The organism is Microbacterium sp. (genome assembly GCF_051860965.1).
In the GTDB taxonomy this organism is placed as follows: domain Bacteria; phylum Actinomycetota; class Actinomycetes; order Actinomycetales; family Microbacteriaceae; genus Microbacterium.
On record NZ_JBIMKU010000002.1, the window covers coordinates 350439 to 372057 of the forward strand.

A 21619-nucleotide genomic window follows, 5' to 3' on the forward strand; every position below is an offset into this window, starting at 1 on the left:
CCGCCGGGGGGTCAGTGGAAGAAGTGGCGCTCGCCCGTGAAGAACATCGTCACCCCGGCATCCCGAGCCGCCTCGACGACCTCTGCGTCGCGCACCGACCCGCCGGGCTGGATGATCGCCGAGATCCCGGCGTCGATCAGCACCTGCGGTCCGTCGGCGAAGGGGAAGAAGGCGTCGGATGCCGCGACCGAGCCCGCGGCACGGTCACCCGCCCGCTCGACTGCGAGGCGGCACGAGTCGACGCGGTTGACCTGGCCCATGCCGATGCCGACGGTGGCGGAGCCCTTCGCGAGCACGATCGCGTTGGACTTGACCGCCCGGCAGGCCTTCCACGCGAAGATGAGGTTCTGCATCTCCTCCGCGGCCGGTCGGGACCCCGACACGAGCTCCCAGTCCCGCGCGACGGACTCGATGTCATCGGGGAACCGGTCCGCGTCCTGCAGGAGCAGGCCACCCGAGACGAGTCGCACGTCCATGCGCTCCTGCTGCCAGTCCGCCGGGAGCTGCAGCACGCGCAGGTTCTTCTTGAGCGAGAACACCGCGAGCGCCTCGGGCTCGAAATCGGGAGCCACGATGACCTCGGTGAAGATGTCGCGCAGGTTCTCGGCCATCTTGAGCGTCACGGTGCGGTTCGCGGCGATGACACCGCCGAAGGCCGAGACCGGGTCGCACTCATGCGCGCGCAGGTGCGCCGAGGCGATCGGGTCGAGCGCGTTGGGCGCCGCCACGGCGATGCCGCACGGGTTCGCGTGCTTGATGATCGCCACGGCGGGCTTGACCATGTCGAAGGCGGCGCGCAGAGCGGCGTCGGCGTCGACGTAGTTGTTGTACGACATCTCCTTGCCCTGCAGCTGCTTCGCCTGCGCGATGCCGTGGCCGCCCAGACGCGTGTAGATCGCCGCGCGCTGGTGCGAGTTCTCGCCGTAGCGCAGCGTCGCCATCCGCTCGGCCTTGACCGTGAGGTGGGCGGGGAGGTCGTCCTGCACGAGGGTGCCCTCGGCGAACCAGGTCGCGACAGCGCGGTCGTACTCGCACGTGTGCGCGAAGGCGCGCGCCGCGAGCTCGCGACGCTGAGCGAGGGTCGTGCCGCCGCTCGAGATGGCCGCGATCACGGCGGGATACGACTCGGGCGAGACGACGATCGCGACGTTGGCGAAGTTCTTCGCCGACGCACGCACCATCGCGGGGCCGCCGATGTCGATCTGCTCGACGACGTCGGCGGGCGATGCTCCGGATGCCACGGTCTCGACGAACGGGTAGAGGTTCACCACGACGAGCTCGAACGGCCGGATGTCGAGCTCGGCGAGCTGGCGCTCGTGATCCTCCAGGCGGAGGTCGGCGAGCAGGCCCGCGTGCACACCGGGATGCAGGGTCTTCACGCGACCGTCGAGCGACTCGGGGAAGCCCGTGACAGCCGCGACGTCGGTCACGGCGTAGCCCTCGGCGCGCAGCAGCGCCGCCGAGCCGCCCGTCGAGACGATCTCGACACCGGCGGCGTCCAGCGCGGCGGCGAGGTCGAGGAGGCCCGACTTGTCGCTCACCGAGACGAGGGCGCGGCGCACCGTGACGACATCGCGGTCGCGGTACAGGTTCGGGTCGTGGCTCGGGCCGGCCATGGGGACTCCTTCGGCGTCAGGGTGCTTTCGCTGCGGTGGCGAGGTCGAGTTCGCCCGTCGCGACGCGGCGGACGACGTCGATCAGCAGGCGCCGTTCGACGGGCTTGATGCGCTCGTGGAGGGTGTGCTCGTCGTCGTCTTCGAGGACGGGCACGCGCTCCTGCGCGAGGATCGGACCGGTGTCGACGCCCGTGTCGACCACGATGACGCTCGCACCCGTCTGCACGGCTCCCGCGGCGAGCGCGTCACGCACGCCGTGCGCTCCGGGGAACTCGGGAAGGTACGCGGGATGCGTGTTGACGATGCGAGGCGCCCACTCCTCGACGAGCGTCGCGGGCAGGAGCCGCATGAGCCCGCTCAGCACGATCAGGTCGGGCCGCCAGACCGAGAGCTGCGCGCCGAGCTCGGATCCCCACTCCTCGCGAGAGGCGAACTGCTCCCACGGCACGAGGAAGGTCGGGATGCCGTACTCCTCGGCGTGGGCGAAGCCGTCCGCCTCGCGGTCGGCGCCGACGACGACGATCTCGGCCGGGAAGTCGGCGTCTGCCGCGGCATCCAGCAGCGCCCGGAGATTGGAGCCCGCGCCCGAGATGAGGACAGCGACCGTGAGCACGGGCCTAGTCTACCGGCGGCGTGTCGGCGGCCGAAGCGAGCTGATCGCCCCTTCGCCGGTCGGCGTCGGCGGGAGCGCGGTCGCGACGGCGCGGTGACAGGAGCAGGATGCCGGCCCCGACGAGCACCTCGAGCCCGACGGCGAGCGCGACAGGGCCGGGCTGCGGACCCACTTCGGCGAGGGTGCCGGGGCCGATCGACCCCGACGCGAGCGCTGCGAGGAGCGCCGCGACACCCGCTGACACGACGGCGATGCCGAGCGCGACGACGAGGCGGACGCCGACCGCGTCGGACTCCGGTTCGGGTTCGTCGTGGAGGTCGCCCGACGGGGCGTCGGAGGACCCGATCAGGCCGACGAGAACGGCGGTGCGGGCAGCATCCGGAGTCTCGTCGGCATCGACGGCCTGCCGCAGTACGAGACGTGAGCGTGCGATCCACCCGGCGAACGCGCCGACGGCGACCGGGAGCAGCGCGAGCAGGAGGAGCCAGGGGCTGAGGGACTCGGGGACGATGCCCAGCAGCGGGATGCCCGGGAGCACCCCGACCTGGGTCCCCGCTGGGGCGACGGTCGTGCCGGCACCCACCAGGAAGCCCGGGCCTGCGAGGAACGACATGGCCCAGACGAGGACCGTCGGCAGATACGCGAGCTGGCCGACGGTGATGATCGTCGCACCGAGCGCGTCGACGTGCGCGGACTCGAAGAGCGCGATGACCTCTCCTCCGCGGCCGATGAGGGCGATCGCGGTGAGCAGTGCCGCGAGGCCCGTCAGTGCCACGACGACGACAGCCGCGCCGCGGGCGACGAGCGCCGGCGCGTCTGCCCACGGCGTGCCCTCGACGCGGTCTCGCGCGCGGGCGATGACCCCTTCGCCGGCCTCGGACCACTCCGTCACGACGGCGCCCACGAGGGCCGGCACGGCGAAGACGAGTCCGGGGAGGAGGACAGCCATCCACACCGTCGTGTCGGCGACGTCGATCGGCGACGTGAGGGCGACGGCGACGGCGATCGCGGTGAAGAGCCCCGCACCGGTGAGCACACCCGTGATCCACGCCCCGGCCTGCGACGCCCGGCGGCCGGATCGCGCCGCGAAGATCGCGGTGAAGCTCGCGAAGGCGAGCGGTGCGAGGGAGACGGTGAAGGATGCCGCTGCCGCGTCGATCCCGGTCACGGCGAGATACTCCGGCGGCAGGGTGATGTCGAGCGCCACGAGATGACCGAGCTGCCACACCTTGGCCGACGTCGACCACAGCAGCCCCCAGTCCGCGGCGCCCCCGCCCGCGAGCGCCCAGACGAGGGTCAGCGGTGCGAGCACGACGGCGAGGCCCACAGCCGCCGCGATGACGGCGTCGACCGCGGCGAGGATGAAGACGATGAGGCGATGCATGCCTCAACGACCCTACCGACGGCGGGCCGCGGCATCCTCACCGGCACGCCTCTCGGCGGCCATTCGATCGCGCACGCGCCGACCCGCTATCTTCGTGCTCGGAGGTCCACCCATGACAACAGCGCCGTCGTCCGCACCCGACACCGTCGAGCCCGAGCCGAAGAACGGCTTCGACCGGTTCTTCGAGATCACCCGTCGGCGCTCGACCGTCGGCACCGAGGTGCGCGGCGGTGTCGTCACGTTCGTGACGATGGCCTACATCGTCATCCTGAACCCGATCATCCTGTCGTCGGGCGTCGACGTCGACGGCGACAGCCTGAGCTTCGTGGCCGTCGCCGCCGCCACCGCCCTGACCGCGGGCGTCATGACGATCCTGTTCGGTCTCGTCACGCGACTCCCGTTCGCGTTCGCGGCGGGCCTGGGCATCAACTCCTTCCTCGCCGTCTCGGTGGTCGGACAGGTCACGTGGTCCGAGGCGATGGGTCTCGTCGTCATCAACGGCCTCATCATCGTGCTGCTCGCGGCCACGGGCCTGCGGCGCATGATCTTCGACGCCGTGCCGATCCAGCTCAAGCTCGCGATCACGGTCGGCATCGGCCTGTTCATCGCCTTCATCGGCTTCGTCGATGCCGGCTTCGTGACCTCGACGGGCGCCTCGTCGCCGCCGGTCGGCCTGGGTGTCGACGGGTCGGTCTCGACGATCCCGACGCTCGTCTTCGTCATCACACTGCTGCTGACGGGCATCCTCGTCGCGCGCAAGGTCAAGGGCTGCATCCTCATCGGTCTCGTGAGCGGGACGGTGCTCGCCGTCGTCATCGAGGCGATCTGGAACATCGGGCCCAAGTTCGCCGACGACGGCGTCAACCCGGGCGGATGGGGACTCTCGGTGCCCGAGCTGCCGGCAACCCTCGTCTCGATCCCCGATCTGTCCCTCCTCGGCCAGGTGTCCTTCGGGTCGTTCGAGCGCATCGGCGTGCTCGCCGCGCTGATGCTCGTCTTCACGCTCGTCTTCACGAACTTCTTCGACGCGATGGGCACGATGACCGGGCTGTCGAAGGAGGCAGGCCTCGCCAACGAGAAGGGCGACTTCCCGCGCATCAAGTCCGCGCTCATCGTCGAGGGCGTCGGCGCCGTCGCGGGTGGTCTCACCTCGAGCTCGTCGAGCACGGTCTTCATCGAGTCGGGTGCGGGCATCGGCGAGGGCGCGCGCACGGGCTTCGCGAACGTCGTGACGGGCGCGCTGTTCCTCGTCGCGATGTTCTTCACGCCGCTCGTCTCGATCGTGCCGAGCGAGGTCGCGGCCGCGGCCCTCGTGATCGTCGGTGCGCTCATGATGTCGCAGATCCGCTTCATCGACTTCAGCGAGTTCTCGGTGCTGCTGCCGGTCTTCCTCACCGTCACGGTCATGCCGCTCACGTACTCGATCGCGAACGGCATCGGCGCGGGCTTCGTCTCGTGGGTCGTCGTCCGCTCGCTCTCGGGCAAGGCGAAGCAGATCAGTCCGCTGCTGTGGATCGTCGCGGCGGGCTTCCTGCTCTACTTCGCGCGCGGACCGATCGAGGCGCTGCTTCAGGGGTGAACGACGGGCGGGGGGTGGATGCCGGAGCCTCGGCATCCCCCCTCATCAGCCCTCGAACGGCTCGAGGAGGAAGACCGCGATGAGTCGATCGGTCTTCTGCTGGTAGTTCTCGTAGTCGGGCCACACGTCGACCGAGCGCGCCCACCACTCGGCGCGCTCGTCGCCCGACAGTTCGCGGGCGCGGTAGTCGCGCTTGTGAGACCCGTCCTGCAGTTCGACGTGCGGCTCGCGCCGCATGTTCTCGCCCCACTTGGGCTCGTCCGGGGCTCCGCCCTTCGATGCCACGACGGCGTAGCGTCCGTCGTGCTCGACGCGCATCAGCGCGGTCTTGCGCAGAGCGCCGGACTTCGCGCCGACGGTCGTCAGCACGATGATGGGCACCCCGCGGAGCGTGTTCGCCTCGGCGCCGTTCGTCGCCTCGTACGTCTCGGCCTGTGTGCGCGCCCATTCAGAGGTGGACGGCTCGTACTTTCCCGTGAGCGGCATCTTTTCAGGCTAGCGCCCGATCGCTAGGGTGTGGCTCATCAGCGGCATCCGCACGGCACCCGGAGGGCGTCATGGCAGAGAGCAGGCAGACCGCCGACGCGAAGGTCCTCGAACTGCGCGTCCACGGCGTCAACAACACCACCCCGTACGATCTCCTCGATCTGCCGCCGGACGCCGTGCGTCTGGTCGCCGGCGACAAGCTCGGCTCGTTCTGGGAGCCCACGCCCGACGCGGCGGCGGCCATCGCTGCGGCACGCCCGGGGCAGCGCGGCGCCGCACCCCCGGGCGTGCGCAGAGAGGCCTACTCGTGGGGCGGCATGGTGCGCACGGTGCCGAACGTCGGCGGCCTCAGCATCGGGGGCGTCGTCGCCGGCGTCGTGGCCCGCGTGCTCTACGCCATCGTGCTGCCGTTCAGCATCGGCAACGCGGTCATGTGGTCACGTTCGCTCTCGACCCCCGACAACCCCTCGGGGCCGCGGGAGAAGCTCACGGCGGGCGCCGCACGCCTGTTCGGACTTCTGCTGACTCTGCTGTTCACCACGACCGCCGTGACGATCGCCATCGACGTCGTGGCTCTGCAGTGCGGCTCGACCCCCGCTCGGTGCGGGCCGCTCGAGGGTGCGCTGGAAGGGCTGCAGGGTCTCACCGCGGGTCAGCGTCTCGCGCTGCTGTCGCTCGTCCCGGTGCTCGCCGTGATCCTCTTGGCGGTGTTCGCCGCGGTGTCGCGCACGAGGTACGACGTCCTGCCGGGTATGGAGCTGAACACCGAAGAGACCGGCCTGCCGCGATCGGCGACGGCCGATCGCGTCGGCGCGTCCGAGGCAGGTCGCGGTTTCGCGCCGAAGTCGGTGCTCTCGCAGCCCGGGTTCTGGGTGAACCGCGTCACCACGGATCTGTCACGCACGCACATCGCTGCCGCGATCCTGCTCGTCGCGACCTTCGTGGCGGGCCAGGCGGCGTCCGGCCCGTGGCAGGCCTTCTACGGGTGGACGCTGGGAATCTCAGCGGGACTGCTCGGGGCCGCGGTCGTGCTGGCGTGCGTCGTCCCGACGATGACGATCTCGGTCGATCCGGCCGACGTCGAGCGCGGGTTCGTCGAGCGGTCGTGGGCGCGTGTGCCGAGTCTGCTCGCGCTCGGGGCCGCGGGTGCGATGCTGCTCGTCACTCTCGCGCCCCTGGCGTTCGCTCCCGAATGGGCGATCGGCGCGGCGGGAAGATCCTCTGCCGAGCTGACGCCGCTCGTCATCATCGCCGTCGGCGGCTTCCTGGCCCTCACGGGGGCGTGGTGGCGCAAGGACGCCGACCGACGCACGGCGGCGTGGCGCGGATGCGCACCGGCCGTGTTCATGACCGTCGCGCTGACGGTGAGCGTGGCGACGAGCGCGATCGTCGTCGTCACGACGGCCGACTGGCTGAACGGCGCTCAGGGGCCGGCCGCGCTCATCGGTCAGCAGGCCTCGGCACCCGCCCCGCCTGTCGACGAGGCATGCGGGTGCATCGAGCAGCTCGAGCCCAGCATCCGGATCTCGGGGATCTGGGTCGTGCTCGGCACTGTGATCGTCCTCGCCGTGATCGTCGCCTTGCTGATCATCGTGCCCGGTGTCTTCCGGACGCGGGTGGACGACCGGCGCGCACGCGCCTGGGGGGCTCCGATCACGCCCGACGACCTGCCCGCGCCGACCGGCGGCATCCTGCCCCCCTCACGCGCCGTGCTGTTCAGCCGCATCCTCGGAGCGCGCACGCGTGCGGCGCGGGCGCACCTCGCGGAGCCGATCGTGGGGGTGCTCGCGATCGTGCTCGGTGCCGCCCTGGTCCTCTCGCTGGCACTGCTCGTGTGGGCCGCCGTCGCCGCCGTGCTCACGACATACGACCCGTACGCACCCGCCATCTCGGGGCTGTCGCCGATCCTCACGAACACGCTGAACGTCGGCATGTGGGTGCTCGCCGTGAGCGGCGTCGCCATCGTCGGCGCCCTCGCAGCGGGCGGCACGGGCGACGGTGCGCGACCCCTGGGAACGGTGTGGGACATCGCGTGCTTCCTCCCCCGCACCGGGCACCCGTTCGGGCCGCCCTGCTACGCGGAGCGCGCGGTGCCGGAGATCGCCGGGCATCTGAATCACTGGCTTGCTCGCGAGGATCGCCGCGCCGTGCTCGCCGCGCACAGCATGGGCGCTGTCCTGTCGGTCGCGGCGCTCGGCCTGCTCGCGAGCTCGGAGCGCACGCGCCCCGCGCTCTCGCGCGTCTCGCTGCTCACGTTCGGCGTGCAGCTGCGGCCCTTCTTCGGGCGCATGCTGCCCGAGCTGCTGGGGCCGGACGTGCTCGGAACGCAGCCGGCCCTCGCGCCCCGTCTGTTCGCGCGGGATCCGTGGCTGGCCGACTTCGAGGCCCAGACGGCGCGTCACGAGGGTCCCGCCACCTCGACGGCGCCGCAGTCGACCGTGCGCGAATCGATAGCCGGCCGCTTCGCACGACCGCAGCGGCCCACCGGTGCTGTGACGGGCACCCTCGTGCGCGCCGATCACGACGGCGCACCTCTGCCGCTGCCCGGTCTCCGCTGGGTGAGCCTGTGGCGCCTGACGGACTACCTCGGCTATCCCGCGATGAGCACGGCGCCGGGCGGCGCCGACGGGTCGTGGACGAACGACCTCGACCGCATCGTCGACGAGCTCGACACGAGCGGCTACCTCGTCAAGGTCGGCACACACGGCGCGTACTACCGCACCTCCGGCTACGTCGATGCGATCACGCAACTGGCACGCAAGTCACGGTCGTGAGACGACGAGGGGGTGGATGCCGCGGCATCCACCCCCTCGTCCGTCGGCCGTTACAGGCCGGCGATGATCTCGCGCATGAGCGACGCCGTCTCGGACGGCGTCTTGCCGACCTTGACGCCGGCGGCCTCGAGGGCCTCCTTCTTCGCCTGCGCCGTGCCCGCCGAGCCCGAGACGATGGCGCCGGCGTGGCCCATCGTCTTGCCCTCGGGCGCGGTGAAGCCCGCGACGTAGCCGACGACCGGCTTCGTGACGTTCGCCTTGATGAAGTCGGCCGCGCGCTCTTCGGCGTCGCCGCCGATCTCGCCGATCATGACGATCGCCTTGGTCTCGGGGTCGGCCTCGAACGCGGCGAGCGCATCGATGTGCGTCGTGCCGATGATGGGGTCTCCGCCGATGCCGATCGCCGTCGAGAAGCCGATCTCGCGCAGCTCGTACATCATCTGGTACGTCAGGGTGCCGGACTTCGACACGAGGCCGATGGGTCCCTTGCCTGTGATGTTGGCGGGGGTGATGCCGACGAGCGACTCGTCGGGCGTGATGATGCCGGGGCAGTTCGGGCCGATGATGCGCGTCGTGTCGCCCTTGGACTGCGCGTACGCCCACGCCTCTGCCGTGTCGCCGACGGGCACGCCCTCGGTGATGACGACGAGCAGCGGGATCTCGGCGTCGATGGCCTCGACCATCGCGTCCTTCGTGAAGGCCGGCGGCACGAAGGCGATCGAGACGTCGGCACCGGTGGCCGCGATGGCCTCTTCTACCGAGGCGAAGACGGGCAGCTCGACGGGGTTGCCGTCCTTGTCGGTGTGCAGGACGGTCGTGCCGGCCTTGCGGGCGTTGACGCCGCCGACGACCTGCGTCCCGGCCTTGAGCATGAGGGCGGTGTGCTTGGTGCCCTCGCCGCCCGTGATGCCCTGGACGATGACCTTGGAGTCCTTGTTGAGGAAGATCGACATGTTCTGCAGTCCTTATGCGTTCGCGAGTTCGGCGGCCTTGTCGGCGCCTTCGTCCATGGTCTCGGCGAGGGTCACGAGGGGGTGGTTCGCGTCACGGAGGATCGCGCGGCCTTCTTCGACCTTGTTGCCGTCGAGGCGCACCACGAGCGGCTTCGAGGCGCTCGAGCCGAGCTCGGCGAGCGCGCCCACGATGCCCTTGGCGACGGCGTCGCACGCCGTGATGCCGCCGAAGACGTTGACGAAGACCGACTTGACCTGCGGATCGCCGAGGATGACGTCCAGGCCCGCGGCCATGACCTCGGCCGAGGCGCCGCCGCCGATGTCGAGGAAGTTGGCGGGCTTGACGCCGCCGTGCTTCTCACCGGCGTACGCGACGACGTCGAGCGTCGACATCACGAGGCCCGCACCGTTGCCGATGACGCCGACCTCGCCGTCGAGCTTGACGTAGTTGAGGTCGTTGGCCTTGGCCTTCGCCTCGAGCGGATCGGCGGCGTCCTTGTCTTCGAGCAGCGCGTGACCGGGGTGGCGGAAGTCGGCGTTCTCGTCGAGCGAGACCTTGCCGTCGAGGGCGATGATGTCGCCCTCCTCCGAGAGGATCAGGGGGTTGACCTCGACGAGCGTCGCGTCCTCGCCCTTGTAGACGGCGTAGAGCTTGACGAAGACGTCGCTGACCTTGTCGACCAGCTCGGGCGCGAAGCCCGCGGCCTCGGCGATCTCGACGGCCTTGGCCTTGTCGACGCCCTGACCCGGGTTCACCTCGATGCGCGCGAGCGCCTCGGGACGCTCGACGGCGAGCTCTTCGATCTCCATGCCGCCTTCGACGCTCGCGAGCGACAGGTAGGAGCGGTTGGCGCGATCGAGCAGCACCGAGAAGTAGTACTCCTTGTCGATGCGCGCGCCCTGCGCGACCATGACGCGCTTCACGATGTGGCCCTTGATGTCGAGGCCGAAGATGGACTTCGACAGCTCGTACGCCTCATCGGGGGTCTTGGCGACCTTCACGCCGCCGGCCTTGCCGCGGCCGCCGGCCTTGACCTGCGCCTTGACGACGACGACTCCGCCGATCTTCTCGGCTGCGGCCCGCACCTCCTCCGGCGTGTCCGCGACGATGCCGGCGAGAACCGGCACCTCGTACTTCTCGAAAAGGTCTCGTGCCTGGTACTCGTACAGATCCACAGTGGAATTCCTTCGCAGTGGCGAATGGGGTGGGATGACGCGAAAAGCGTCTCGACGTCGAGATATCGACCAATCCCCCAGCCTACTACTCGTGAGCGGGAGCTCCTGACGCGCGGCATCGGGTTCCACCTCGGATGGAACGCCGTCCGAGTAGAGTCCTCGGCATGAGCGACACCGCATCACCGTCCGCCGCGAGCACCGCCGTCGTGGCGGCGGCGATCGACCTGTTCTCGGAGCAGGGGTTCGACCAGACCTCGGTCGAGCAGATCGCCCGGGCGGCGGGCGTCTCGCGCTCGACCTTCTTCCGGCAGTTCGGCGGCAAGGACGACGTCATCTTCGCGGATCACGAGCTGCTGCTCGCCGAGCTCCGCGAGTATCTCGCCCAGCCGCACGACGATCCGTGGGCGGCCGTGTGCGAGGCATCCGTCCGGGTCTACTCGCACTTCGCCGCCGACCCGGAGCTCGCACGCCGTCGCTACGCCGTCGTGCGGGGCGTGGCCACGCTGCGCGACCGCGAGATCGTGACGGTCTTCCGCTACGAGCGTCTCTTCGACGAGTACCTGCGGGCGGCGCTGCCGGGCCTCGACCCCCTCGACGCGGTCGGGTTCGCCGCACTCGTCACGGCGGTGCACAACCACGTGCTGCGGCAGCTGCTGCGCGGCCCCAAGCGCGTACCCGTCGCGGTGCTGCGCCGGGCGCTCGACGACACGATGCGGCGCTTCGGCGTGCTCTCCGACGGCGAGGAGCGGGATGCCGCGCCCGACGACGTCGTCGTCGCGGTGTTCCCGCGGTCGATGCCGACGGCGGAGGTCGCACGCCGCGTGCGCGAGCAGCTCGACGGATAGGGAGCGCGCGGGGCGCCGACGCAATAGCCTGAGCGCGTGAGCACCCCGACAGCGACGCCGTCCGAGACCGACACCGGCACCCGGTGGTGGTCGATCGAGCCGGATGCCATCGCCCGAGAGCTGCACACCGACACCGACAGAGGACTGACATCCGCGGCCGCGGCGGAGCGACTCGCCGCGGTCGGTCCGAACGCTCTCGCGAGCGCGCCTCCGCCCAGCGCCGTCAGAATCGCGCTCGGGCAGCTGGCCGAGCTCATGACGCTCATGCTCATCGCCGTCGCAGTCGTCTCGCTCCTGATCGGGCAGATCACGACGGCGATCGTCGTCGGCATCCTCGTGGCGTACAACGTCGTGCAGGGCACTCGCCAGGAGCTCAAGGCACGCCGGAGCGTCGACGCGCTCGCGAAACTGCAGACGCCGCAGGCCCGTGTGCTGCGCGACGGTCAGATCGAGCTCGTGGATGCGACGGCGCTGGTCCCCGGCGACATCGTCGACCTCGAAGCGGGCGACCTCGTCCCCGCCGACGGCCGCATCGTGCGCTCGGCGACGCTCGAGACGCAGGAGTCGGCGCTCACGGGCGAATCGCTCCCGATCGAGAAGGGCCGCGCGGCGAACCCGCCCGACGCGGCGCTCGCCGACCGCACCGCGATGCTCTTCCAGAACACGTCTGTCACCCGCGGCACGGCGCGGATGATCGTCGTCGAGACCGGCATGCGCAGCGAGGTCGGGCGCATCGCGACCCTGCTCTCGACGGTGTCGAACACCCGGTCGCCGCTCCAGCGCGAGCTCGACGGACTCACGCGCGTCATCGGCATCGTCGCGTGGGCCGCCGTCTTCGTCATCATCGCGATCGGCGCCGCGCGCGGGCAGGAGGTCGGCGAACTGCTCTTCCTCGGCACGGCGGTCGCCATCTCCGCGATCCCGACGGGCCTTCCGACCTTCGTGCAGAGCCTCCTCTCCTGGGGGGCGACCCACCTCGCGAAGGAGAAGGCGATCGTCGCGAGCCTCGCCGACGTCGAGACGCTCGGCGCGACGAGCGCGATCTGCTCCGACAAGACCGGCACGCTGACGCTCAACGAGATGACGGCACGCACGATCTGGTTCGGCGGCTCCCACTACCAGGTGACGGGTGGCGGCTACTCGTTCGACGGCAAGGTGCTGCGCGCGGCGGGCGAGCCCGTGCAGGCGAGCCGCGTGGGCCTCGCCGTCTCCCTCCCCAACGACGCGACCGTGTCGATCGACGGCGCCGTCGTCGGCGACCCGACGGAAGCAGCGCTCATCGTGCTCGCCGCCAAGCTCGGCGTCGACGCCGACGCGACCCGGCGCGAGCACCCGCGCATTGCGGAAGTGCCGTTCGACTCCGACTACAAGTTCATGGCGACCTTCCACCACGTCACCGTCGACGGTCAGGACCGCCTCATCGAGTTCGTCAAGGGCGCACCCGACATCATCGTGGGCCGCTGCGCCACCCGATACGGAGCCGACGGCACGACGGCGCCGATCGACGCCGACGAGGTCACCGCCGTGCTCGAGACGATGAGCGCGAGCGGTCTGCGCACGCTCGCGATCGGCGCGCGGTTCCTGGATGCGGAGGACGAGGCATCCGTCGTCTCCGACCCGATGTCGTACGTGACCGACCTCGACCTCATCGGCATCGTCGGGATCGTCGATCCCCTGCGGCCCTCCTCGAAGATCGCCGTCGACATCGCCCAGCGCGCCGGCATCGAAGTGCGCATGATCACGGGCGACCACGCCGTGACCGCCGGGGCGATCGGCAAGGAGCTGGGCCTCGGTGCGGGCGCGATCAGCGGCGCCGACCTGCAGAAGCTCGACGACGCCGAGCTGCTGAAGGATCTTCCCGACCTGCACGTCTTCGGCCGCGTGACCCCCCAGGACAAGCTGCGTCTCGTGCAGCTGCTGCAGTCGCAGGGCGAGATCGTCGCGATGACGGGGGATGCCGTCAACGACGCCGCCGCGATCAAGCAGGCCGACGTCGGCGTCGCGATGGGGTCGGGCTCCGAAGTCACGAAGCAGGCGGCCAAGCTCGTACTCACGGACGACAACTTCGCGACGCTCGTGCGAGCGGTCGAGCTCGGCCGGATCGTCTACGACAAGATCACGTCGTACCTGCGGTTCCAGATGTCGCAGCTCGTATCGCTCCTGCTGCTCTTCCTCGCGGCATCCGCGTTCTCGATCGCCGACGGCGTCGCGCTGTTCCCCGGAATGGTGCTGTTCCTGAACTTCTTCGTGACGCTGTTCGCCGTGCTCGCGATCGCGGCGGACGAGGCGCCCCCCGGCATCATGGACCGCCCGCCGCGCAACCCGAAGCTCGGCATCGTCAACGGGGGCGCACTGGCGGAGTGGGGCCTGTACGGCTTCGCGATCTTCCTCGCGTCGTGGGTGCCGCTCGTGTGGGGTCCCGACGAGCCGAGCCCGACCGAACCGTCGCACGCCATGACCATGGCCTATGTCGTCGTGGGCCTCGGCACGGTCATCAGCGCCGTGCTCATGCGCCGCTCGCCCGAGACGGGGCTCGCCGCGCCCATCGCGGCGGTCGCGAAGCTGCTCGTCTGGCCCGTCGTCATCATCGTGGTGTCGACCGAGATCTCGTTCCTGCAGAACATCGTCGGCGCGACGTCGCTGACCGGACCCGAGTGGCTCGTGTGCCTCGGTCTGCTCGTGCTCGTGACCGGATTCGTCGAGGGCCACAAGTGGATCCTGCGTCGCGTCGGCGCGGGAAGAGCCGCGCGCTACGCCTCGACGCCGTAGGCGGCCGCTTCGCCGTTGCGGCGCTCACGGCGGCATGCCGCCCTTCCTGCGCGATGTCCCGTTTCCACCCGATCCGCCTCGCAACGAGCGCGCATTCCGCGGAGAACGGGGACACGGACGTCGGCAGGGAGGGCCAGGATGGATGCCATGCCCTACGACATCCCCGCGCCGATGCTCGCGAAGTCGGTCCCGACCGTGCCCGACCCGGCGAAGACGCCCGGCGGGCTGAGCTTCGAGCCGAAGTGGGACGGCTTCCGCGCCCTCGTCTCGTGGGACGGCGAGAAGGTCGAGATCGGCTCGCGCGGAGCGAAGCCGCTCACACGGTACTTCCCCGAACTCGTCGACGCGTTCGCCCACCTGCTGCCCGAGCCGTGCCTCATCGACGGCGAGATCGTCGTGCCGAAAGAGGTGGACGGTCGTGAGCGACTCGATTGGGAATCGCTCACCCAGCGCATCCATCCTGCTGCCTCCCGCGTCACGATGCTGTCCGAGAAGACCCCGGCCATGTTCATCGGGTTCGATCTGCTGGCTCGCGGCGACCGCGATCTGCAGGCCGAGCCCTTCTCGGTGCGCCGCGCCGAGCTCGTCGACCTGCTCGGCGGGGTCCCGCATCCCGTCCACGTCACGCGCACAACCGACGACCCGGCGCTCGCGGAGCGCTGGCTCGCCGAGTTCGAGGGCGCGGGGCTCGACGGGGTCGTGGCCAAGCCGCTCTCGCAGCCCTATGCGCCCAACAAGCGCACGATGTTCAAGATCAAGCACGCGCGCACGGCCGACGTCGTCGCGATGGGGTATCGCATCCACAAGTCGGGCGAGGGCGTCGGCTCGCTCCTCGTCGGGCTCTACAGCGACACCGGCGAGCTCTTCACCGTCGGCGCGGTGTCGGCGTGGAGCAACGCCCGGCGGCTCGAGCTCATCGACGAGCTCGCCCCGCTCGTCGAGCGCAACGATGACGGGCAGGCGGTGAAGAGCGAGGGTGAGAAGTCGCGGTTCTCGGCACCCGACCGCGATTCGTCCTTCGTGCATCTGCGCCCCGAGCGCGTGCTCGAGGTGCGGTACGACCAGCTCGAGGGCTGGCGCTTCCGTCACACCGTGCAGTTCGAGCGCTGGCGTCCCGATCGCGACGCTCGTTCCTGCACGTACGAACAGCTCGAATCCGTCGCCGACTACGACGTGCGCGACGTGCTGGACTGATCGTGGCCGGACTCCACCATGTCGAGCTCTGGGTGCCCGATCCGACCGGCGCCGATTGGGCGTGGCTCCTCCCCCGCCTGGGCTACGTCCTCGACGGCGAATGGCCCGACGGCCGCACCTGGGCGGCGGGCGACGGCGCGTACCTGACCTTCACGACCTCGCCGAGCCTCGCGGACGCGTCGCACGACCGTCGTCGCCCCGGGCTCAATCACCTGGCCTTCCTCGGCGGCACCGCCGCGGAGGTCGATGCGATCATGGCCGACGGGCCGGCGCACGGGTGGGCGCCGCTCTATCACGACCGGTATCCGCACGCGGGCGGACCCGATCACTACGCGGGCTGGCTCGAGAACACCGCCGGCTTCAAGGTCGAGGTCGTCAGGTCCAGTTCTCGGGGTTGATGCGGCTCGGCTGCACGCGTGGCGGCTCCCCCGGCATCTTGGGGAAGTCGGGCGGGAAGTTCAGCTCGCCGAGACCTGCGTCGAGATCGCGCTGCCACCATTCGAGCAGCGTGTCGATGCGGCCCGGTTTGTCGAGGAACCCCGCCCAGGCATCGCCCGTGTCGGCGAGCCGCTGCGGCGCCGATCGCACGGTGAACGCGGCGGGATCGGCATCCGGCAGCTCGTCCCACGACAGCGGCATCGACACCGTCGCACCCGGCAGCGCGCGGGGACTGTAGGCGCCGGCCATCGTCCGGTCGCGATTGGCCTGGTTGAAGTCGACGAACACGCGCTCGCCGCGCTCCTCCTTCCACCACGCGGTCGTCACACGATCGGGCATGCGCCGCTCGAGCTCGCGCGCCGCCGCGATGACGGCGTGGCGCACATCGAGGAACTCGTGCGTCGGCTCGATGGGACAGAAGACATGGATGCCGCGATTGCCGCTCGTCTTGACCCACGCCTCCAGTCCCGCTTCGGCGAGCACGTCTCGCAGGACGGGGGCGATCGCGGCGGCGTCGGCGAAGTCGGTGCCCGGCTGAGGGTCGAGGTCGATGCGCAGCTCGACGGGGTTGTCGGGATCGGAGGCCAGCGATGCCCACGGGTGGAAGACGACGGTGTTCATCTGCGCGGCCCACACGACCGCCGCGGGTTCGGTCAGGACGATCTGCGGATGCCGGCGCCCGCTGTTGTACGTCACCGTCACGGTCTCGACGAACCCCGGCGCGCCCTTCGGCGGGTTCTTGGAGTAGAACCGTTCGCCGTCGACCCCCTCGGGGAACCGCTCGAGCGACACCGGCCGATCGCCGTTGGCCGCGAGGAAGGGCCCCGATACGGCGATGAGGTACTCCGCGAGCTCGCGCTTCGTGATCCCCAGATCGGGCCACAGCACCCGATCAGGGCTCGACAGCCCGACCTCGCGGTCGCCGTCGGGGCCGGGGACGGTCAGGGTGATGCGCTCGGACGCCATGGTCCGACGCTAGCGGGATGCCGCGACATCCGGCACCCTCTGTCGCCGCGCCCGTCAGGCCGGGTCGAGCGCGAGAAGCGGCGCGAGATGCTCGCGCGACAGCCGCATCCACGGTCCGCGCGGATCGACGATGACCCCGGCGAGTCCCTCGTCCGCTCGGAGCGCGCCGGCGATGCGCGCGCCCGAGAGCGGCGCCGCGGTGTCGCCGCGGCCCATTGCGACGACCTCGAGCGGGTGCGAGTAGACCTCGAGGAACCGGCTGCCGTCGGGAGCGCGCCCCTCGGCGACGCCGACGCGGCCGTCGCCTTCGGCCGGCCGGTTGACGGCCACCCACAGGGGCACGCGGGTCATGGCTTCGACGACGGCGGCGGTCGTGGCATCGGTCCTCTCGCCCGCGAGCAGCGACTTGATGGTCAACTCCTCGTCGAGCGTCGCGAGCATGCGCTCGATGAGCTCGCGCGGGAGGATCGCCCGGGCCGGACCGGACGACGGGTCGATCGCGAGTCCGGCGGCATCGCTCGCGAGGACGTTCCGCAGCACGAGCAGCGCGGGCTGGCCCATCGCCGACGTCGCGGTGTCCCCGTCGGCCCGGATGCTGTCGGCCAGCGCCTTGCCGCTGCTGAAGGCGACCGCGAAGCGGTTCCCGCCGAACTCGATCGAAGCGAGCGGAAGGGGCTTGCCCTCGGACATGAGCGTCTGCGCGTCGCCGCGCACGCGAAGGAAGAGGTGGCCCTGCAGCACCTGGCGAGCGAGGTCGAACAGGTCGGACGACTCCGGCTTCTCGGGGTAGCGCGCGAGGCTGTCGCGCAGCAGCACGTTGTCCTTCAGCCCCGGCACGGTCTCGTCGGGAGTGCGCCGCGTCTGTGCGGCAGCAATGCTCGGCGCAGCGGCGTCGGTCGGCGTCGTGCCGCCGAGCCCGCGGAAGGACGACATCGAGATGCCGACGGATGCCGCGGACGACGTGTCGGCGACGGCGACCGCGGCGGCATCCTGCGCGGACGCGTCGACGTCGGATTCAGAAGCCTGCTGTTCGGGTTCGGCGTTCTTGGACCGGCGGGAGAAGAGTGCCATCCGTCGAGCCTAACCCGCACCCCTGACCGCGACCGCAGGCCCGTGGATCAGAGCTTCTCGATCGGCGCGACCTTGATGAGGAGCTTCTTCTGGCCGTGGCTGTCGAACTTCACGTACGCGATGCGCTTCGCACCCTCGCCCGTGATCATGTCGACGCGCCCCTCGCCGTAGTTCTCGTGCCGGATGCGGTCACCCGGCGCGAGCTGCATGTCGCCGTTGTCGCGCAGCTTCGCGGGCAGCCGATTGGCGAACTTGTCGAGGTTGGTCGACTCGCGTCGCGGGAGCGGCACGAGGTCGTCGCCGTAGCGGTTCGACCCGCCGCCCGAACCGCCGCCGGGGCCTCGCGCATTGAGCGCGCGCGAGCGGGTGCCGCCGCGGGAGTTGACGTCGCCCGGCGACTGCCGCCAGTGCACGAGGTCGGCCGGGATCTCCTGCAGGAAGCGACTCGGCATCGCGACGGTGACCTCGCCGAATTGCGCGCGCGTCATCGCGAGTGAGAGGTACAGGCGCTTGCGCGCGCGGGTCACACCGACGTAGAACAGTCGTCGCTCCTCCTGCGGCCCGCCCGGCTCGTTCGCCGAGATGCGGTGCGGAATGAGGTCCTCCTCTACACCCGTGACGAACACGGCGTCGTACTCGAGGCCCTTCGCAGTGTGCATCGTCATGAGCGACACCGAGCCCGAGGCATCCTCGAGGTCATCCGCATCGGAGACGAGCGCGACCTCGGCGAGGAAGTCGATGACCGTGCCCTCGGGATTGTTGCGGGCGAACTCGCGCGCGACGGCGACGAGCTCGTCGAGGTTCTCGACGCGCGCTTCGTCCTGCGGATCGCGGCTCGCGCGCAGCGAATCGGTGTAGCCCGACTTGCCCAGCAGCACCTGCAGGCCGTCGGCGACCGACGTCGACGGTGCGAGCTCGCCCGTCGCGGGGAGCATGATCTCGGTCGCCTCGGCCAGCACGGCGTCGAGGTGCGCGATCGCGGCCTGGATCTTCGGCCCCACGCCGAGCGCCGACGAGTTCGCGAGGGCATCGCGGAACGTGATGCCCTCGTCGGCCGCGTATCGTGCGATCGCCGTCTCGGTGACATCGCCGATGCCGCGACGCGGCTTGTTCAGGATGCGGCGCACCGCCATCTCGTCTGCGGGGTTGGCGACCGCGACCAGATAGGCGAGGGCGTCCTTGATCTCGGCGCGCTCGTAGAACTTCGTGCCGCCCATGATCTTGTACGGCACGGCGGAGCGGATGAAGATCTCCTCCAGCGCACGTGACTGCGAGTTCGTGCGGTAGAACACCGCCATCTCGGAGTAGTCGGTGCCCGCGCGCCGCAGCACCTCGACCTCGTCGGCGACGAACTGCGCCTCGTCGTGCTGCGAGTAGCCGGTGAAGCCGACGATCTTCTCGCCCTCGCCCACATCCGTCCACAGCTTCTTGTCCTTGCGGTCGAAGTTGTTGCTGATGACGGCGTTCGCGGCGCTGAGGATGTTCTGCGTCGAGCGGTAGTTCTGCTCGAGCAGCACGACCTTCGCGCCCGGGTAGTCGCGCTCGAACTCGGTGATGTTGCGGATGTCGGCGCCGCGGAAGGCGTAGATCGACTGATCCGAGTCGCCGACGACGGTGAGGGAGGATGCCTCGTCGGTCTGGCGATCGTCGAAGATCATCATGCCGCCCGGGCCCTCGGCCGGGGGCGAATCGCTGCCGGGAGGGCGCGTCAGCTCGTGGATGAGCGCGTACTGCGCGTGGTTTGTGTCCTGGTACTCGTCGACGAGGATGTGCCGGAACCGGCGGCGATAGACATCGGCGATGTGCGGGAACGCGCGGAACAGATACACGACCTGGCCGATGAGGTCGTCGAAGTCGAACGCGTTCGCCTTCTGCAATGCGCGCTGGTACTCGGTGAAGAGGTCGACGAAGACGCGCTCGGCCGGATCGCTCAGATTCGCCTGTCGCGCATACGACTCGGCATCCGCCAGCTCGTTCTTGAGCTTGGAGATGCGGCTCTGCACACCCGCCGGGGTGAGGCCGAAGGAATCCGCCTCGTGCTCCTTCACCAGTCGCTTGATGAGCGCCCGCGAGTCGCCGGAGTCGTAGATCGTGAAGGCCTTCGTGAAGCCGAACTGCTCTGCCTCGCGGCGGAGGATGCGCACGCACGCCGAGTGGAACGTCGAGATCCACATGCCCTGCGCGCGGTCGCCGATGAGGCGCCCCACGCGCTCGCGCATCTCTCCCGCGGCCTTGTTGGTGAAGGTGATCGCGAGGATCTGGCTCGGCCATGCCTCGCGACCGCGCAGCAGCGAGGCGATGCGGCGGGTCAGCACGCTCGTCTTGCCCGACCCCGCGCCCGCGACGATCAGCAGGGCCGGACCCCGGTAGGTGACGGCCTCGCGCTGCGGTGGATTGAGGCCCTCGAGGAGGTCCTCATCGGGCCGCACTCCCGAGGCTTGCGGCCCCTGGTCGCTGTTCACGATGAGGGGCGCGGAGGAGTCAGTCATGTCTCCTAGATTCTAGGCGCGAGCACGGACAGCCGTCGGGTCAGCCGACAGGCGCCCACTCCCGCCCGAACCAGCGACGGATGCGGGATGCACCGAACTCCGCCTTGTCGGCCGCGAGCGCGAGAGACGGGCCTTCGAGACGGCCGTTCGGTCGCCCTTCGAAGAACGAGACCTCGACGCGTCCGATCGCCTCGGCTCCGAACTCGATGTAGCAGACGCCCCGCCCGTCGTAGGCGGCATCCGTCTCCTCCGCGCGGATGCGCGAGGCGATCCGCCGCGCCGCGGTGGCACCCTGCCGTTCGGCGAAGACCCCGGCGCGCGGGGTTCCGACGGCGGCGCAGTCGCCCACCGCGTACACGTCCGGCCACGGCGTCTCGAGCGTCTTCGGATCCACGGGGATCCAGCCGTCGACGGTGAGCCCCGACTGCTCGACGACCGCCGGCACGCGGTGGATCGGCACGCCGAGGTACAGGTCGAACGGCAGCTCGGAGCCGTCGCCGAGATGCGCGACGCCGTTCTCGAGCCGCCGCACGTTGGTCTCGGGATGCCACGAGATCCCGCGCTGGTCGAAAGCCTCGAGGATCGCGGCCGACGCATCGGGCGACGGCGGGATCGGACGCGGGAACGGCATGACGAGCGAGATCGTGGATGCCTCGCGCACGCCCCGCTCGCGCAGGAGCGCGTCCAGGAGCAGTGCGGTCTCGCTGGGCGCAGGCGGGCACTTGAACGGACCCGCCGTGATGCCGATGACGACGTCGCCTCCCGCGAACTCGGCGAGCGTGCGCTGGAGCGCGAAGGCGCCGCTCTCGCTGTAGAAGTCGTGGCCCTCCTCGATGAGCCCGACCGTCCTCTCAGGCGCGTAGTCGGCGCCGAGCGCGATCACGAGGTGGTCCGCCTCGAACGGTCCGGCCGTCGTCTCGACGCGTCGCGCCGCCGCGTCGATCGCCGTGACGTCGGCCGAGACGAAGCGGACGCCGGGCAGATCGAGGTCGGAATAGGGATGCCGCACGTGCGCGGCATCCGTCCGCCCGAACATGACGTCGAGCTTCGAGAAGCCGAAGACGAATCCCTCGGACCTGTCGATCAGCACGACGTCGATGTCATCGCCGAACTCCTCGCTCAGCGTCGTCGCGAGCTCGAGCCCCGCGAATCCCGCACCCAGCACCACGACCCGCTCGCCCATGTCGCTCCCGTCCCCAGCCATCGCTTCCGACGGCGCAACTCTAGCGGTGGGCCGACTTCCCAGCGTCCGCCTGACACACTGAT

At 70.3% G+C, this 21619-nt stretch carries 16 protein-coding genes; 6 read left to right on the top strand and 10 right to left on the bottom strand.

Features of this window, described 5'->3' with window-relative positions; translation table 11 throughout:
- Positions 1-11: 11 nt before the first annotated feature.
- Genes purH through ACTIFV_RS05110 form a run of 3 tightly spaced genes read right to left on the bottom strand, consistent with a single transcriptional unit; the run spans position 12 to position 3613 of the window.
- On the bottom strand, positions 12-1616 hold the full coding sequence (gene purH / locus ACTIFV_RS05100; protein ID WP_439591690.1) for a bifunctional phosphoribosylaminoimidazolecarboxamide formyltransferase/IMP cyclohydrolase: 1605 nt from the start codon (positions 1614-1616) through the stop codon (positions 12-14).
- 16 nt (positions 1617-1632) lie between these two features.
- Positions 1633-2229 (bottom strand): phosphoribosylglycinamide formyltransferase, encoded by a 597-nt coding sequence (gene purN, locus ACTIFV_RS05105; protein ID WP_439591691.1) that lies wholly within the window; start codon positions 2227-2229, stop codon positions 1633-1635.
- Between the two features lie 4 nt (positions 2230-2233).
- Positions 2234-3613 carry a cell division protein PerM gene (locus ACTIFV_RS05110; RefSeq protein WP_439591692.1) on the bottom strand — a complete coding sequence of 460 codons (1380 nt, stop codon included), beginning with the start codon at positions 3611-3613 and terminating at the stop codon, positions 2234-2236.
- A gap of 112 nt (positions 3614-3725) precedes the next feature.
- Between ACTIFV_RS05110 and ACTIFV_RS05115 the strand changes: the two genes are divergently transcribed.
- Positions 3726-5192, top strand: coding sequence for an NCS2 family permease (locus ACTIFV_RS05115; protein WP_439591693.1), 1467 nt, complete (start codon positions 3726-3728; stop codon positions 5190-5192).
- Positions 5193-5237: 45 nt separating this feature from the next.
- Here ACTIFV_RS05115 and ACTIFV_RS05120 read toward each other — a convergent pair whose 3' ends face one another.
- On the bottom strand, positions 5238-5678 hold the full coding sequence (locus ACTIFV_RS05120; RefSeq protein ID WP_439591694.1) for a nitroreductase family deazaflavin-dependent oxidoreductase: 441 nt from the start codon (positions 5676-5678) through the stop codon (positions 5238-5240).
- Between the two features lie 71 nt (positions 5679-5749).
- On the opposite strand from ACTIFV_RS05120, the gene ACTIFV_RS05125 reads away from it, so the two are divergent.
- On the top strand, positions 5750-8452 hold the full coding sequence (locus tag ACTIFV_RS05125; protein WP_439591695.1) for a hypothetical protein: 2703 nt from the start codon (positions 5750-5752) through the stop codon (positions 8450-8452).
- Between the two features lie 50 nt (positions 8453-8502).
- On the opposite strand, the gene sucD is transcribed toward ACTIFV_RS05125, so the two are convergent.
- Together sucD and sucC are read right to left on the bottom strand one after the other, a co-directional pair.
- Positions 8503-9405, bottom strand: coding sequence for a succinate--CoA ligase subunit alpha (sucD, locus tag ACTIFV_RS05130; RefSeq protein WP_439591696.1), 903 nt, complete (start codon positions 9403-9405; stop codon positions 8503-8505).
- A gap of 12 nt (positions 9406-9417) precedes the next feature.
- Positions 9418-10581: an ADP-forming succinate--CoA ligase subunit beta gene (gene sucC / locus ACTIFV_RS05135; protein WP_439591697.1), complete on the bottom strand. Its 1164-nt coding sequence runs from the start codon at positions 10579-10581 to the stop codon at positions 9418-9420.
- Positions 10582-10745: 164 nt separating this feature from the next.
- Here sucC and ACTIFV_RS05140 point away from each other — a divergent pair, with 164 nt between their 5' ends.
- From ACTIFV_RS05140 to ACTIFV_RS05155, 4 genes are all read left to right on the top strand, one after another.
- Positions 10746-11426 (top strand): TetR family transcriptional regulator, encoded by a 681-nt coding sequence (locus ACTIFV_RS05140; protein ID WP_439591698.1) that lies wholly within the window; start codon positions 10746-10748, stop codon positions 11424-11426.
- A gap of 36 nt (positions 11427-11462) precedes the next feature.
- On the top strand, positions 11463-14195 hold the full coding sequence (locus ACTIFV_RS05145; protein WP_439591699.1) for a cation-translocating P-type ATPase: 2733 nt from the start codon (positions 11463-11465) through the stop codon (positions 14193-14195).
- A 147-nt stretch (positions 14196-14342) separates the two neighbouring features.
- On the top strand, positions 14343-15389 hold the full coding sequence (locus ACTIFV_RS05150; RefSeq protein WP_439591700.1) for an ATP-dependent DNA ligase: 1047 nt from the start codon (positions 14343-14345) through the stop codon (positions 15387-15389).
- Between the two features lie 2 nt (positions 15390-15391).
- Positions 15392-15787 (top strand): VOC family protein, encoded by a 396-nt coding sequence (locus ACTIFV_RS05155; protein ID WP_439591701.1) that lies wholly within the window; start codon positions 15392-15394, stop codon positions 15785-15787.
- Here the strand turns inward: ACTIFV_RS05155 and ligD are convergent.
- Genes ligD through ACTIFV_RS05175 form a run of 4 tightly spaced genes read right to left on the bottom strand, consistent with a single transcriptional unit; the run spans position 15765 to position 21536 of the window.
- On the bottom strand, positions 15765-16793 hold the full coding sequence (gene ligD, locus ACTIFV_RS05160) for a non-homologous end-joining DNA ligase (RefSeq protein WP_439591702.1): 1029 nt from the start codon (positions 16791-16793) through the stop codon (positions 15765-15767). The genes ACTIFV_RS05155 and ligD overlap by 23 nt on opposite strands.
- Positions 16794-16847: 54 nt before the next feature.
- Positions 16848-17864, bottom strand: coding sequence for an SseB family protein (locus ACTIFV_RS05165; protein WP_439591703.1), 1017 nt, complete (start codon positions 17862-17864; stop codon positions 16848-16850).
- A gap of 47 nt (positions 17865-17911) precedes the next feature.
- On the bottom strand, positions 17912-20353 hold the full coding sequence (locus ACTIFV_RS05170; RefSeq protein ID WP_439591704.1) for an ATP-dependent helicase: 2442 nt from the start codon (positions 20351-20353) through the stop codon (positions 17912-17914).
- A 40-nt stretch (positions 20354-20393) separates the two neighbouring features.
- The gene (locus ACTIFV_RS05175; protein WP_439591705.1) at positions 20394-21536 is read right to left on the bottom strand and encodes an NAD(P)/FAD-dependent oxidoreductase; all 1143 of its coding nucleotides are present in this window, start codon (positions 21534-21536) and stop codon (positions 20394-20396) included.
- Between the last annotated feature and the right edge of the window lie 83 nt (positions 21537-21619).

Bases quoted from the DNA above. Each gene is read 5' to 3' on its own strand.
- purH (WP_439591690.1), bottom strand. From the start codon at position 1,616: ATGGCCGGCCCGAGCCACGACCCGAACCTGTACCGCGACCGCGATGTC.
- ACTIFV_RS05150 (WP_439591700.1), top strand. From the start codon at position 14,343: ATGCCCTACGACATCCCCGCGCCGATGCTCGCGAAGTCGGTCCCGACC.
- ligD (WP_439591702.1), bottom strand. From the start codon at position 16,793: ATGGCGTCCGAGCGCATCACCCTGACCGTCCCCGGCCCCGACGGCGAC.
- ACTIFV_RS05175 (WP_439591705.1), bottom strand. From the start codon at position 21,536: ATGGGCGAGCGGGTCGTGGTGCTGGGTGCGGGATTCGCGGGGCTCGAG.
- ACTIFV_RS05140 (WP_439591698.1), top strand. From the start codon at position 10,746: ATGAGCGACACCGCATCACCGTCCGCCGCGAGCACCGCCGTCGTGGCG.
- ACTIFV_RS05125 (WP_439591695.1), top strand. From the start codon at position 5,750: ATGGCAGAGAGCAGGCAGACCGCCGACGCGAAGGTCCTCGAACTGCGC.
- ACTIFV_RS05120 (WP_439591694.1), bottom strand. From the start codon at position 5,678: ATGCCGCTCACGGGAAAGTACGAGCCGTCCACCTCTGAATGGGCGCGC.
- ACTIFV_RS05170 (WP_439591704.1), bottom strand. From the start codon at position 20,353: ATGACTGACTCCTCCGCGCCCCTCATCGTGAACAGCGACCAGGGGCCG.
- ACTIFV_RS05110 (WP_439591692.1), bottom strand. From the start codon at position 3,613: ATGCATCGCCTCATCGTCTTCATCCTCGCCGCGGTCGACGCCGTCATC.
- ACTIFV_RS05115 (WP_439591693.1), top strand. From the start codon at position 3,726: ATGACAACAGCGCCGTCGTCCGCACCCGACACCGTCGAGCCCGAGCCG.
- sucD (WP_439591696.1), bottom strand. From the start codon at position 9,405: ATGTCGATCTTCCTCAACAAGGACTCCAAGGTCATCGTCCAGGGCATC.
- ACTIFV_RS05165 (WP_439591703.1), bottom strand. From the start codon at position 17,864: ATGGCACTCTTCTCCCGCCGGTCCAAGAACGCCGAACCCGAACAGCAG.